The organism is Rhodococcus sp. IEGM 1302 (assembly GCF_030056935.1).
GTDB classification, from domain to species: domain Bacteria; phylum Actinomycetota; class Actinomycetes; order Mycobacteriales; family Mycobacteriaceae; genus Rhodococcus_F; species Rhodococcus_F qingshengii.
Window position 1 is genome coordinate 16277 of the sequence record NZ_JASHKY010000017.1, and the last position, 13224, is coordinate 29500.

11 protein-coding genes are annotated in these 13224 nt (G+C 61.7%); 2 read left to right on the top strand and 9 right to left on the bottom strand.

Features of this window, described 5'->3' with window-relative positions:
* Window positions 1-29 precede the first annotated feature (29 nt).
* Complete coding sequence (locus QM609_RS20550) at window positions 30-881, top strand: SDR family oxidoreductase (protein ID WP_050656490.1); 852 nt, start codon at window positions 30-32, stop codon at window positions 879-881.
* A gap of 15 nt (window positions 882-896) precedes the next feature.
* Here QM609_RS20550 and QM609_RS20555 read toward each other — a convergent pair whose 3' ends face one another.
* The 7 genes from QM609_RS20555 to QM609_RS20585 all read right to left on the bottom strand — a co-directional run bounded on the left by QM609_RS20555 (window position 897) and on the right by QM609_RS20585 (window position 9253).
* Window positions 897-2024, bottom strand: a complete 1128-nt coding sequence (locus QM609_RS20555) for an FAD-dependent oxidoreductase (RefSeq protein ID WP_050656489.1) — start codon at window positions 2022-2024, stop codon at window positions 897-899.
* Window positions 2025-2033: 9 nt separating this feature from the next.
* The gene (locus tag QM609_RS20560) at window positions 2034-2720 is read right to left on the bottom strand and encodes a TetR/AcrR family transcriptional regulator C-terminal domain-containing protein (RefSeq protein WP_050656496.1); all 687 of its coding nucleotides are present in this window, start codon (window positions 2718-2720) and stop codon (window positions 2034-2036) included.
* Between the two features lie 306 nt (window positions 2721-3026).
* The gene (locus tag QM609_RS20565; protein ID WP_050656488.1) at window positions 3027-4175 is read right to left on the bottom strand and encodes a serine hydrolase domain-containing protein; all 1149 of its coding nucleotides are present in this window, start codon (window positions 4173-4175) and stop codon (window positions 3027-3029) included.
* 126 nt (window positions 4176-4301) lie between these two features.
* Window positions 4302-5207 carry a hypothetical protein gene (locus QM609_RS20570; protein ID WP_218960095.1) on the bottom strand — a complete coding sequence of 302 codons (906 nt, stop codon included), beginning with the start codon at window positions 5205-5207 and terminating at the stop codon, window positions 4302-4304.
* A gap of 126 nt (window positions 5208-5333) precedes the next feature.
* Window positions 5334-6692, bottom strand: a complete 1359-nt coding sequence (locus QM609_RS20575) for an L-serine ammonia-lyase (RefSeq protein ID WP_050656486.1) — start codon at window positions 6690-6692, stop codon at window positions 5334-5336.
* The gene (locus QM609_RS20580) at window positions 6689-7903 is read right to left on the bottom strand and encodes an amidohydrolase (protein ID WP_050656485.1); all 1215 of its coding nucleotides are present in this window, start codon (window positions 7901-7903) and stop codon (window positions 6689-6691) included. Before QM609_RS20580 ends, QM609_RS20575 begins: the two co-directional genes overlap by 4 nt.
* A gap of 84 nt (window positions 7904-7987) precedes the next feature.
* Window positions 7988-9253, bottom strand: coding sequence for a DUF3100 domain-containing protein (locus QM609_RS20585; protein WP_228232584.1), 1266 nt, complete (start codon window positions 9251-9253; stop codon window positions 7988-7990).
* A gap of 214 nt (window positions 9254-9467) precedes the next feature.
* Here QM609_RS20585 and QM609_RS20590 point away from each other — a divergent pair, with 214 nt between their 5' ends.
* Complete coding sequence (locus tag QM609_RS20590; RefSeq protein WP_283337384.1) at window positions 9468-10466, top strand: Lrp/AsnC family transcriptional regulator; 999 nt, start codon at window positions 9468-9470, stop codon at window positions 10464-10466.
* A 36-nt stretch (window positions 10467-10502) separates the two neighbouring features.
* Here QM609_RS20590 and QM609_RS20595 read toward each other — a convergent pair whose 3' ends face one another.
* Together QM609_RS20595 and QM609_RS20600 are read right to left on the bottom strand one after the other, a co-directional pair.
* A complete protein-coding gene (locus QM609_RS20595) occupies window positions 10503-11468 on the bottom strand; it encodes an endonuclease/exonuclease/phosphatase family protein (RefSeq protein WP_050656483.1) in 966 nt (321 codons plus the stop codon).
* Between the two features lie 48 nt (window positions 11469-11516).
* Window positions 11517-13211 (bottom strand): SulP family inorganic anion transporter, encoded by a 1695-nt coding sequence (locus QM609_RS20600; RefSeq protein ID WP_050656482.1) that lies wholly within the window; start codon window positions 13209-13211, stop codon window positions 11517-11519.
* Window positions 13212-13224 lie beyond the last annotated feature (13 nt).

Sequence of the window (13224 nt, forward strand, 5' to 3'; positions counted from 1 at the left end):
GGACTCCATCAAACGGGAGGACAGTGAACATGGGTGACAAGAAGGTCTGGTTCGTAACCGGCGCAGGCCGGGGGATGGGAGTCGATATTGCTCAGGCGGCTCTTGCCGCCGGGCACGCGGTGGTGGCAACGGGGCGTGATGCGGACCGTGTTTCTGCAGCGATCGGTGCGCATGACGACCTGTTGGTGATTGCCTTGGACATCACCGACGATCAAGCCGCATATGCTGCGGTGGACACGGCAGTTGCACGATTTGGTGGAATCGATGTACTGGTGAACAACGCCGGAAACTTCTACGCCGGGTTCTTCGAGGTTGTCAGTCCGGCGCAACTTCGCGCTCAGATGGAGACCAACTTTTTCGGGCCGATCAATGTGACACGGGCGGTGTTGCCGGTAATGCGTAGGCAACGGAGTGGACGTGTCGTGACTGTCAGCTCGCTTGCGGGCCTGGTTGGTCAGGAGTTTTGCGCAGCCTACGCGGCGTCGAAGTTTGCGCTGGAGGGTTGGATGGAATCATTGCAATTCGATGTCGAACCGTACGGAATCGGGACGATGATCGTGGAGCCGGGATTCTTCCGGACCGAACTGCTTGTCGAGGGTGCGTCGTCGGTCTGGCCGGAATTGTCGATAGACGATTACGACGCTCGGACCGGCGAGACCGTCGAAGCGTGGAAGAGTATGAACGGTGCCCAGGGCGGGGATCCGGTGAAACTTGCCGCGGCACTTGTGGCACTTGTCGATTCGCCGCTACCCCCACGTCGTTGGGTTGCCGGTGCCGATGCAGTGTCCGTGGTTGAGCAGAAAGCCCACCAACTACTCGATCAAGTTGAAGCCCATCGCGGTTTGTCCTCGTCGCTTGCCCACGTGGACGTGACGACCTGATCCGAGTTTGTCAGGTCACGGGAGTGAGGTGAACATGTCCACGAGCCCCTGGGGTGCGTTCTCGCCGAAGCACATGTCCAGTCCATCAGCGGACTGTTGTGCCGCCGCGGCGCTGCGTGGGAATAGGCGCTCTTCGTAGACAGCTAGCCCTTCCTCCGTGCTGCTGTGCGACGCGATCGCCTGGCCGAGTTCCGCGCCGTCGAGCATTGCCAGGTTCGCACCCTCTCCGGCAAACGGCGACATAACGTGTGCCGCGTCCCCGAGCAGAGTGACCCCGGGAGTACGGCTCCAACTGTGGCCGATGGGAAGGGTATGGATGGGGCGAGGGGTCAGCGAGCTGTCGGCTTCGACGATCAGTGAACGCAGTGACTCGTCCCAGTCCGAGAAGTGTTCCAGCAGAACCTTCTTCGCGATGTGATCGTCGGAGAAGTCGACACTCGCTGCCCAGCTCTCGGGAACTCGCAGGGCGGCATAGATGTGCAGACTGTTGTCGGTCTCACGGTGGGCAAGGAAGCCCTTGTCGGCACTGAGTGCGAACATCATTCCGCCGCCGACGGTTTCAGCGGCATCCACGTGCTGGTTGTCGGCGTCGTGAAGGTCGAACTCCACGAAAGATATTCCGGTGTACGCAGGAGTGTCGTTTGAAACCAATGGACGGATTTTCGACCACGCACCGTCGGCGCCGACCAGGAGATCGGTGGTGAAGTGGGTGCCATCCGCGAGGTGAACTTCGTGTCGACCATCCGGCAACGGATGAGCACTGCGGACCTTGGCTCCCCAGTGGAGTGTTTCCTTCGGAATTGAGCTGAGCAGTAGGTCACGCAGCTGGCCGCGGTCGATTTCCGGGCGGTCGCCGTCTCCGGTGTCCTGCTCGCTCAGGTGCACGACGGCATTTCGATCGAGGACGCGTGTCTCTTCCCCGCCTTGATGGACGAGGCCGCGGAACTCCTCATAGAGGCCGGCGGCACGAAGCGCGATCTGACCCGAGTCTTCGTGGATGTCGAGCATCCCGCCTTGAGTTCTGGCTGTCGGTCCGGATTCGAGATCGAATACCGCCGAATCGATTCCGCGGAGATGGAGGACTCGGGCGAGGGTGAGGCCACCGAGGCCGGCGCCGATGATTGCGATGGGGTAGTGGTTCATGGTGGGTTCCTAAGAAGTGAGTGGGGTGTTCTCGATGCCCGTGATGAGCGTGCGGAATCCCCAGGAGAGGCGCGCCGAGGGTTCACCGGCAAGTAGAGCTGTTGCATGTCTTGCGACGAGTGGGTGCGTCTGCGGGTTTGCGTTCTGGATTGCGTCGGTCAACGCGCTCCATCGGGCATCCGCGTCGGCGGAATTGTTCGGCGCCGAGTGTTCGGCAGCAGTGGACGTCGCGTACTGCAGTAGCAAGTCCACGCCCCACGCGGCTTGATCTGGAGGGACTTCGCCTTCTTCGAGCAATGCCAGCAGGCGCTCGAGCAGGCGTACGTAGTGAACTCCGCTGGGTCGGGAAACGAGTGCCGACTGGGCGAGACCGGGATGATCGAACAGCACGGCCGTGTACGAGGTCAACACCCGTTCAAGGCGAGCTTGCCAAGTGTCGGAGGAATTTTCGGCGAGGTCGACCACTCCGAGAAGTGTTTCCAGAACGGCGGCGTGCAATTCGGCGGTATTGCGCACGTACACGTACATCGATGCCGGCCCGGTGTCGAGTTCGAGGGCGAGTCGACGCATCGTCAATTTCTGCAAGCCCTCCGACCGCAAGATTTCCACCGCGGTACTGACGATGCCCTCGCGTGTCAGAGCGGGTTTGGCCGGACGATTGCGACGGCTCGACGGACTTGTTGGCTGAGTGGGCATGATTTCACCGTACACGAACATGTTCGTAACGAACATGTTCGTTGGATCACGCACTGAACGTCCACCGCTGTGCGGAGCCATATCGGGAGCGGTGGGTTACATGCCTGAACCGCCGGAGAGCATTGCGATCGTCAGTAGGATGCCACCCACAATCCCCACGAGCGGGCTGTCGCTGTCGAGAAGCCAGTCGTTCAACGATCCCATGAGTGCCTCTTTCGGGTTTCGATCTGTCGACGGTCGAGCCTATCGACAGATCGAAACCCGAGATGTCACTTTCGTCCGAATTGTGGATCGGACCCGAGGTGATCAGCCGTAGACGTTGCCCGGGCTGATCAACTTGGTGATCGGCACCATCAAAGCACTGGTCAGGTCGGTCTCTCCGTCGATGTCGGTGTTGATGAAGACGACCAGGGTTGTGTCCTTCTCGGGCAAGTAGACCGAGACTGTCTTGTAGCCGGGCAGGCTTCCGTTGTGACCGATCCAGCCGCCGCTGTTGAACAAACCGAGTCCGTAGCCGGAGCTGTCGTCCCCTTCGCTCAAGCTCACGGTTTGCAGGCGCTGCTTCTGAGTGGCGTCGGTCAGGAGATCGCCTTTGGCCAGCGCCGGAACCCAGATGCGCATGTCGTCCAACGACGAGATCATTGCACCCGCGGCGCCGCCCCACGACGGATTCCAGTCCGTCGCCGCGGTCACGGATTCGTCGAGCGTTTGGTTGGTGTACCCCTGAGCGTGTGGTGTCGGGAACGCGTTGGTGGTGGGAAAGCTGGTGTGCTCCATTCCGAGTGGTGTCGTGATCTTGGTGTCGATGACGTCCGACAGTGTTGAGCCGGAGACCTTTTCGATCACCATGCCCAGCAGAACAGTGTTGGTGTTCGAGTAGTCGACGGTGGTCCCTGGTCGAAGTTGGAGTGGGAGGTCCTTGATGTATCCGACGAGTTCCTCCGGTGTGAAAGTTCGGCGGGGATCCGAAAGATATTCCATCACAAACTGTTCGGACGTCGTGTAGTCCACGAGGCCGCTGCGCATTCCTGCCAGGTGACGCAAGCTGATCGCATCACCTTCCATGACGCCGTCGACGTACTTGGAGATCGGATCATCGAGACCGATCTTTCCCTCGTCGACCAATTGCAGCAGGGCGGTCACGGTAAATGTTTTGGTGACGCTGCCGATCCGGTGGTAGAAGTCGGTTTCCATCGGCGCTTTGGTTGCCGTATCCGAGACTCCTGCAACCTTGACGTAGTTGCCGTCGGGCCCCCAAATGCCCACCATCGCACCGGGAATCCCGGTCGAATTCACCGCTGCGTCGACGATCGAATCGAGCTGGTCGGTGATGGTCGAGTCCATGATCTTGTCGGATGTGTCTGTGGATTTGTCCGTGCTGCAGCTGATTACAGCTCCGACAACCATGGCGCTGCACAGGCCGACAAGCAGGATGCGTCTTGCTCCGGTTTTCATGAGTCGAACTCTGCCCGTCCGAGGGCACTCACACATCGACCCCGGGTACGGCAGACGCAGTCCCCAGGTACCTCCTCAACCGGTACCGGGGGACTACGGAACCCTGGCCTGAACCCTTGGCTTGGGTCAGATTCCGCCGTCGAAGAACGCCGCCAGCGCGGGTGCCGGGTCTGCCGCGGTGCCCATATTTGCTACGCCGACAACGATCAATCCCAGCGTGAACAGTGCAGTGAGAAGACCGATCGACCCCGACACGAATCTCGTCCGTCGCTCGGATCGCGCCGTTCTCGCGAAGCGTGCCCACACGACCACAGTCACGGTCAGTGATATTGCTGCCGCGATCAGCGCGATCACCGCCATGGCCAAGTGATACCGCGCGAAGTCGCTGATCATCAGTTCGAGGACAGGGCTTTGCTGGTTTCCGGTGCCCGTCGACTGAGCGAGCTGTTGGCGGACCTGCCCGACAGTGTCGCCAAGTGCCCCATCCGCCTGGGCCACGGGCAACATCGAGATCAGCGAAGAGAAGGGTGCAACGACACCTTGGATATTTGCCATCACGAGTACCGAGGAAAACATCGCGAGGAGCGTGACCAGCCCTCCCGCCGAGGCGAATGCGAGTTTCTTTCCAGCCGTCAGAGGGCCGGCGTTCACGAACGACGCCTTGAGCATCCGGCCGAGTGCGAGCAGAACCGTCAGCAGGATTACCGCGATCACGGCCTTGGCCACGTGGTACCGCAGCCAGTAGTCGACAGCGGACTCCAAGCTTGGCGAGAAGGCTTGGACACCGGAACTCCAGTATTCGACGAACGCGGCGCGGACCGTCTCGACGAGTTCTCCCTGGTCTGCGTACCCATCACCCGGCCTACTCGTCAGCATGCCCGGGGCGAGAACGAAGGCAGCGGAGAAACCGGCGACCAACGCGATCAACGCGGCGATCTTGCGACCGGAGGACTGCGTCGAGCGCGACGGCCCCGCAGTGTTGTGCCGTGAAGAATTGTGCAGTGGGATTCCTCCAGCGTGATGAGCGATCATCTGGTCACCGTCCACAAAGTCATGTCACCGAGTGTAGAAATCGGTACACCGGACTTCATCGTTCGAGAGGATGATATTTCCTGCGACGGCGTCCGCCCGCCCTCGCCGCTGCCGTCGACATCCCCCTCAGCACTCGACGACATTGACGGCGAGCCCGCCTTCACTTGTTTCCTTGTAACGCACGGACATGTCGTTTCCGGTTTGGCGCATGGTTTCGATGACGGTATCGAGGCTCACCACATGCGTCCCGTCACCGAGGTATGCGAGCTGAGCTGCGGTGACTGCAGTCGAGGCGGCTACGGCATTTCGTTCGATGCATGGGATTTGGACCAGGCCACCAACCGGATCGCAGGTCAGCCCCAGATGGTGTTCCATGGCAATCTCAGCGGCATTCTCGATTTGTCGTGGTGATCCGCCCATGACAGCGCACAAGCCGGCTGCCGCCATCGCGCAGGCAGCTCCGACCTCACCCTGGCACCCCGCCTCCGCACCCGAGATCGAGGCATTCGCCTTGATGATCGATCCGATTGCGGCTGCGGTGAGGAGAAAGGTTCGAACGTCGTGAACACCGGCGCCCGCCGCACGTATGTGGTGGTATAGCACTGCCGGCACGATGCCTGCGGCACCGTTCGTCGGAGCCGTTACCACGCGGCCACCTGCTGCATTTTCTTCGTTGACCGCCATGGCGTAGACGGTCAGCCACTCGCGTGAGGAGGGTGCGCAGTTACGTTGTTCCAGTTGAATGTTCGCGGACCGTGCTCTTCGGCGAACTCCGAGACGCCCGGGCAATACACCTTCGGTCTGGGTGCCGCGTTCGATGCAGTCGCGCATCGCGGACCAGATCGCGTCGATGCCGGTGAATGCCCGATCCTGGCCGTGTATCGCGATTTCGTCCGACAGTGCCAGTTCGGCGATAGTTCCGGAGCCGCATTCCGCCAGTAGCTCTTTCGCGGTTCGATAGCGTGAGTTGATCGAATGCGCGCTTGCTTGCGTCTCCGTTCCGGCACGCAGTACGAATCCGCCACCGATCGACAGATATGTACTCGTACAGACGATTTCGCGACCGCTGAAGGCGGTCAGTGTCATCGAGTTGGGGTGCCCGTGACGGCGAACGAGCGGCTCGAACACCATGTCCTCGTGAGTGAACACAACGTGCCCGAGTGAGCCGCCGACGAGCTTCACCGATCCGCCGTCCGAGAGCTCGGCCCAACGCCCGTGAATGTCGTTCGGCTCGCACGTTTCAGGATCCAACCCACGAAGTCCCGCGATCACCGCGTCGGGAGTGCAGTGCCCTATTCCGGTGGCGGCGAGAGAGCCGTGCAGATTGCAGCGAATTCGGTCGACCGACGCGGTCAAGCCGGCGTCGGAGAGCTCGCCGACAAAAGTGCGGGCGGCTCGCATCGGACCGACCGTGTGTGAACTGGAGGGCCCGATGCCGATGGAGAAGAATTCGAGCGCGGAAACATAGACGCCGGTGGTGCTCATTCGGCGCTCGTGACGGTAGTCGCTCCTGACTCGCGCTGGGCCGCAATCGTCAGGAGGTTGGAGCGCGAGTCCCCGGTGGCGGCTCGGATCACAGTGCGTGCCATTGCAATTGCTCCGTGCAGAACAGCTTCGTCGCCCGCTGCGGAGCGGGCATCAGCGGCAAACTCGATCGTGTGAGGAACTCCGGTAACGCCGCGTAACGCGATCATCGGGTGGATCGAGGGAACCACCTTCGACACGTTGCCCATGTCTGTCGAGCCGCCGGTCAGGGGAGTTCGGGCGGCCGCGGTGCGGCCCAGGCTCGCGATCTCCTCGTCCCAGATCGTCGCCAGCACGCGATGTTGAACAAGCTCCTCGTAGCGCGGTTCGGCGCGTTCGGTCGACCAGGAGCAGTCGCTGGCCACAGCTGCGCCCTCGAAGCAGGAGAGCATACGACGTTTGGCGTCCAACAGCACGTCGAGTTCTGCGGCCCGAACTTCCGCTCGCACCAACGTCGAGGCCGGAATGATGTTTGTTGCTTCGCCGCCGTGCTCGACATAGGCGTTGAGCCTGACGTCGGACGGAAGTTGTTGACGGAGAAGTCCGATGGCGACCAAGGCGATCGTGGCGGCGTCACCTGCGTTGATGCCCTTGTGTGGCGCAGCGGCCGCGTGTGCGGCTCTTCCGGTGTAGGTCACGTCGAACCGGTCGACTGCCTGCGTTCCGGTGACGGTGCAGCTGACGTCTTCACCTGCAGCGCCGTGGACCATGATCGACATCGCCGCGCCCTCCCATGCGCCACGTTCGAGCAGCAAGACTTTCCCGCCGCCATGTTCTTCGGCCGGCGTACCGAGAAGGACGACGGTCAGGCCGTGTTCCTCCGCGACCTCTCCGAGCGCGATCGCTGCTCCCAGTCCGGCAGCGGCGATGACATTGTGTCCACACGCATGACCGATATCGGGAAGGGCGTCGTACTCGGCGCAGACGACGACGCGGAAAGGGCCGGAGCCCCGCACCGCTTCGAATGCCGTCTCGAGGCCGTAGGCGGCGCGAGTAACCATGAAGCCGGCTTCCTGCGCGGCGTCCGCCAAGAGGGCCGACGCATGATGCTCTTCGAATGCCAATTCTGGGTGAGCATGGATGGTGTGGCTGACGTCGATGAGGCGTGATGCCCACTTCTCGATCGTGCTCGAAACCGAGTCTGTGCGGGTGCGGGTGTCAGCGATGGACATGGGTATTGCTTCCTTTCAACATCTTTGGTTCTCTGTGTCTTCGGATCACGGTGTCTTCGGTTCTCAGCGTTTTCGGGTGCAGTTCTAGTGCCAGAGGCCCAGCGCGAACTCCGCGACGACCACGGAAAGTAGGTAAGAGGCGAGGATCGCGACGATTCCGACGGGCACGATCTTCCAGCCGATCGTCTTGAGCAAGGGAAGGTCCTTGCCGAGGCTGAGACCTGCGACAGTCAAGGTGAGGGTGCAGATCGAGAGAAAGTCGACAGTCCCGACGGTGCTCGAGACGAAATCACCGATGGGGGACCACGGTGTTGTCGCCAAGGCGCCGATGGTGATGATTGCGATCATCGCCGCGATCTTGCCGCGGGTCAGGCGGGCCACGCCGACGCCCAGGAGCAACAATCCGGTGAGGATCAAGTAACCGACGATGATCGATCGAGATACGCCACCCGCTGCGATCGAGGAGACGATGACCCCACCGACGAACAGAATCGGAACGATCGTGGTCAGCGGCACGGTGACGCTCGGCGCAACCGCTCGTGGGGCAGTGTCGGCTTTCCGTTCGCTGGTCGTCTTCGAGCGCTTGGTGAGTGCGCCGTAGATTCGATCAGCAAGGGGGAGTGCGACATACATGCCGACATACACGCCGAGGAGGCCGGTGATGATGTTGGATGTGGCCGCCACGGCGAGTACCTGGTCGGCCATCTCGGGGTGCGCCGAAACGACGCTGGCGGCAGCGGCAGCCATCATCGAGCCGGATCCGACGCCGGCACCCATCGCCAATGCGAGGGGGTCGAAGATGTTGAAGGATGTAGCCAGTGACGCAATCAGGCTGATCAGCACGGCACCGAACAGAGTGCCGAAGACGTACATCGACAGGACTCCACGGTACTGGTCGGAATCGGGGCCGTAGCGTTCGCTGACCATTGCGAAGGAACCCTCGCGGTCGATGGAGAAGGTTGCTCCGACGGTGGCCGGCCCCATCCGAAGGAGTACCGCCAGCGGGAGTGCGAGAGCGATAGTGCCGAACAAGTGCCCCAATTCCTGCAGTAGCAGTGCGGGGCCCGCCTCGAACAACAATTGGATGTTCGGGCCGATGGTGAAAGACAACCTTGCACAAAGCAAGAGAACAGCCAGGCCCATGATTGCCGAGGCCGCAGCCTGAAGGTCGAGGCCGAGTGGTTTCCACTTCTGGCTCGAGACGACACCGCCGGCAATCAGTCCCCACACCATGGGCAGGATCGTGATGGCGGCAGCGCCGACGGGAATCACTGCGGGGCCGATCAGTTGCGCGCCTGCCGCAAGCCCGAGGAGCAGAGTCACCACGATCCACAGGCGTGGCGACTGCATGGCGAAAACGACTTTTTGCGTCGCGTTTTGATCGCTGACTGGGGAATCGTCATGCGAGACAGGGAATGCTTCGGTCATGTCGGTGTCTTTCTCGAGGGGGCGAACGAACGCAAGAAGTAAGGGTTCTCGAGGCTCAGGATTTGGTGGACTATTGATGTGATGAAGTTAGGATCGACGCGTTTCGATCCTGTTTCGGTGCAGCATTCTTTTGAAAGTGAGGTCCTCGGTGCAGGATCAGATGCTCAAGGACGACGATCTTCGGCTGTTGAACGCACTGCAGATCAGGCCGCGAGCGTCGTGGTCCGAGCTTTCACGCGCGATCGGTTCCGACCCGGTCGCCCTGACCAGGCGTTGGGAGCGTCTGCACTCGCAAGGAATAGCGTGGATCGCTGCGTACCGTGGTGGACCCATCGTGTCGGCGACCGCACTTCTCGAGATCGAATGCGCACCGGCACAGACCATGAGCGTTGCCGAACAGATCGCGCACGATCCCGAAGTTCTCACAGTCGATCTCACAACCGGCAATCGGGATCTGCTCGTCACGCTCACCTGCACTGACCTCGATCAATTGTCCAGGTACGTGTTGGAGCGAACACAATCCCTGCCGATGATCACCGCGATGCGAACTCAGATCGTGTCCTCGGCGAACTCCGACGCGAGGAACTGGCGTCTACGTGCTCTCGATGCGGAAGAAATTGCCGCGCTCGAGTCGGCCCCGGCGGGAAAGATTCGTGGTGTACGCGCCGGCGAAGAGGAACAGTCGCAGCTGTTCGACATTCTTTCTCGCGAACCACGTGTCACCGTCTCGGCACTCGCTGCGGCCCTCGGAGTCACGCCGGCTCGCGCTGGGGCGCTCCTTTCTCACGAGCTGTCGACGGGGCGACTGGTCGTCCGCACGGAGATTGCTCGGCCCTACTCCGGCTGGCCGGTCTACGCCTGGTACTTCTTACGTCTCGACGGGCGAAAGGAGGCAATTGCTCAGCGTCTTTCGCACCTGCGTGAGGCGAGGCTTGTTGCTTCTACGATCGGCAGCTACGACATCGCATTGGCGGTGTGGCTGCGCTCGATCGACGACGTGCAGCGTCTGGAAGGTTATCTCGCCGACCAGTTTCCGGGCGTATCCGTGGTGGACCGGTCGATCGTCCTGCGTACGCCGCATCACCTGCATCGGACGATCGATGTGTCGGGTCGAAGCATGCCGAAGCACGGGTGATCCGCAACGCGTTCGCGCGGGTCGGGTGCTCTCCGACTAGTTGGGGATCGCCACGTCGACGATCAAGCCGAAGTGATCGGAACCTTCGATCTCGATCCGCTCGAGAGACTTCGCCTGTCCGCCCCGCAGAAGTACATGGTCGATGCCGACGATCGCGGGAAATTTCTTGTCCGCCGGATAGGTGCGCACGATGCCTACTCCCAATTGGTCTGCGGCATCGGAGTAGCCGACATCGAGGAGGTCACGGAATTGCTTGTGCGTGAATGTGGTGTTGAAGTCGCCACTGACGATGACGGTTTCCTCGGCGGCAGCAGCGTCGAGCGCGTTTCGCAAAGTGCTCAGCTCGGCAGTCCACACGTCGGGCGGGGTCACGTACGCCGGTCCGGGGTGAACCGCCAGAAGGGTGAACGGAGTCGAGAAGCCCACTTCGGCAATAAGATTGGTCGGTCCGAATCCGTTCAATTCCCGAGTTTCCGTCAGCGGATAACGGCTGTAAATACCGGCGCCACCCCCGCCGGCCTCGTCCGGTACCAAGTAGTGATGCGGCAGCAGTTGCTCGAGTCCTTGATCTCTGAGAGAGCCTTCGAGTGATGTGGTCAGTTCCTGAACCGTCAGGACGTCGACTGCCTTCTCGCGCACCGTCGCAGTCAAACTGGCGGGATCTGCCTGCCCGAAGAGAAGATTTGCTTGCATTACGCGCAGAGTCGGCCCGTCGATTTCGGAACTGTTTGCCACATACAGTGGACTGATCACCGACGCGCCCACCGCAATCAGTACCACCGAGATCGCCAGCAGGATCCAGCGGCGAAAGACCAGGCATATCAGGGACGCTGCGAGTGTGACCGCAAGCAGTATCGGGACGAAGGAGGCCACGGCGATCAACGGGTTGATCGGCTTGGTGGAGTACAACGCGATCAGCGCGACAACGCCGACGGCGATACCGCCCACGCCGGCGACCTGAGCGATACGGCGTGCCGGAACATTGTCCGTCGTGAATCCCATACCAAACGGTACCCAATGCAGCCACGGCTCCCGACTGCCTGGCGTTTGTCAGTCGTCGGTTCGGGTGCGGAATGCGTTCACGGCGGCTTCGACGGTCGGGTAGAAGTGCGTCGAATCGAATCGATCCCCGACTCCGAATCGGATGAGTCGATCCTTGATCGGACCTTTCATCTCTGCGAATGCCAACCGAATTCCTTTGCCTTCGAGGAATGTATCCAGATCGACGAGTTCGTCGACTGCCGTTGTATCGAGTCCGGTGATCGGTTCGGCGGCTATAACCACCCAGTCGACCGGATCTGGCGCCTTGGCGACGACGGAGCGAACGTACTCGTCGAAGATCTCGCCGTTCGCGAAGAACAGTGGCGCGTCAAACCTCACCAACACCAGGCCGGGGATGCGATGCCCATCTGGATGGCGTTCGATGTCGTGGAATCCGGCGGGTTCGCCCGTCTCGACGAGTTCGGTTCGATGTGGCTGCCATACCTGCGCGATGACCGCTGCGAAGGACAGTCCGATCGCTACAAGGATGCCTTGTAGCACACCGACCAGGGCGACGCCCAGAAACGCCGCGACGGCGAGGCCGAATTCCACGGTGCTCATGCGCCACATGCGGACCATGCCGCCCACGTCGATCAGTGCACACGCGGCGACGATGACGACGGCGGCCAGTGTTGCATCGGGCAGATATGCCGTGAGTCCGGGAGCGACGAGGACGAACACCAGGACCGCGAGCGCCCCGACGACGCCGGCCAATTGTGTGTGCGCCCCACTCTGTTCGGCTACCGGAGTTCGTGACCCGCTCGCCGAGATCGGGAACCCGCCGAACAGCCCGCCGGCCACGTTCGCGACACCGATCGCCTTCATTTCGGTACTGCCGTTCACGTCCTCGCCGTGGCGGGCGGCGAAGGTGCGCGAGAGAACGCCGGTGTCGGCGAAGGCAATCAATGCGATACCGGCGGCGGGCCCGATCAGATGGCCGACGTCCTGCCAGGTGACTCCACCGACGGAAGGGAGGGGGAGTCCTTCCGGCAGTGCGCCGACCATGCCGATGTCATCGGTGAGACCGGCGGCAGCGGACAAGACTATGGCCGCGACAACGGCCACCAGAACGCCGGGAACAACAGGTACCCAGAGCCGGAAGGCGACTATGACGACTAGCGAACCGACACCGATGGCGGCAGCGAGGGGGTCGACGTCGCCACCCACCAGGGCCTTTGAGATCCCGCCGATTTCACCGAGTAGACCGGACGCGTCGACGGAGAATCCGAGCAGCTTGGGAATCTGACCAACTACGACGACGAGTGCAATGGCGTTGAGGTAGCCGAGGCGGATCGGTTTCGAGAGGAGTTCGGTCACGAAGCCGAGACGAAGGAATCCGCCGATCACGAGGATGAGTCCGACAAGAATGGCGAGAACACCGGCTAGTGCAAGCGCATTCTCCGAATCGCCGACCACTGCCAGCGGTATGACCGCGGCGGCAATCAGCGGCGCCAGTGACGAATCAGGTCCGAGTACAAGAATTTTCGAGGGCCCGACTACCGCGTACGCGAGCAAAGGCACGATGGTGGCGTACAGCCCGGCGTACGCAGGCAACCCGGCGGCCTCGGCGTAGCCCATGCCTGCCGGGATGAGCAGGGCAGTCAAGACGAGTCCGGCAGTGACGTCTGTTCGCAACCACTCGCGGCGATACCCACGGGCAGTCGCGACGCCCGGTAGCCGACCTAGACTCTCCGCCCACATCATCGTTTGATTGTCC